Origin of the sequence: Halorubrum sp. SP3 (assembly GCF_005435195.1) — an archaeon.
GTDB classification, from domain to species: domain Archaea; phylum Halobacteriota; class Halobacteria; order Halobacteriales; family Haloferacaceae; genus Halorubrum; species Halorubrum sodomense.
This window is the reverse complement of record NZ_SGTU01000647.1, coordinates 1-256: the sequence shown is the minus strand read 5'-3', so window position 1 is coordinate 256 and position 256 is coordinate 1. Positions and strand designations below refer to the sequence as shown.

Below are 256 nucleotides of genomic sequence, written 5' to 3'. Positions count from 1 at the left end.
GAGGTGAACGTCGATCCCGACGACATCGACCTCGTGGATCGGGACGACACGAAGGTGGACGAGCGGGATATGTTCGACACCGAGGAGATCGAGGCGATGCGGCGGGCGTGCGCGAACAAACGCGATCGGGCGCTGTTGGAGATGCTGATCTACACAGGACAACGACACAACGCCTTGCGGATGTTGACCCTCCGAGACGTGCGACCGAACGAAGGTGAAAGCGGGAAGTTGTATATTCCCGAAGGCGAGGGGATGA

At 59.8% G+C, this 256-nt stretch carries 1 pseudogene; it reads left to right on the top strand.

Features of this window, described 5'->3' with window-relative positions:
- Nucleotides 1–256 (top strand): annotated as a pseudogene (locus EXE42_RS19100) (hypothetical protein); the annotation flags it as partial.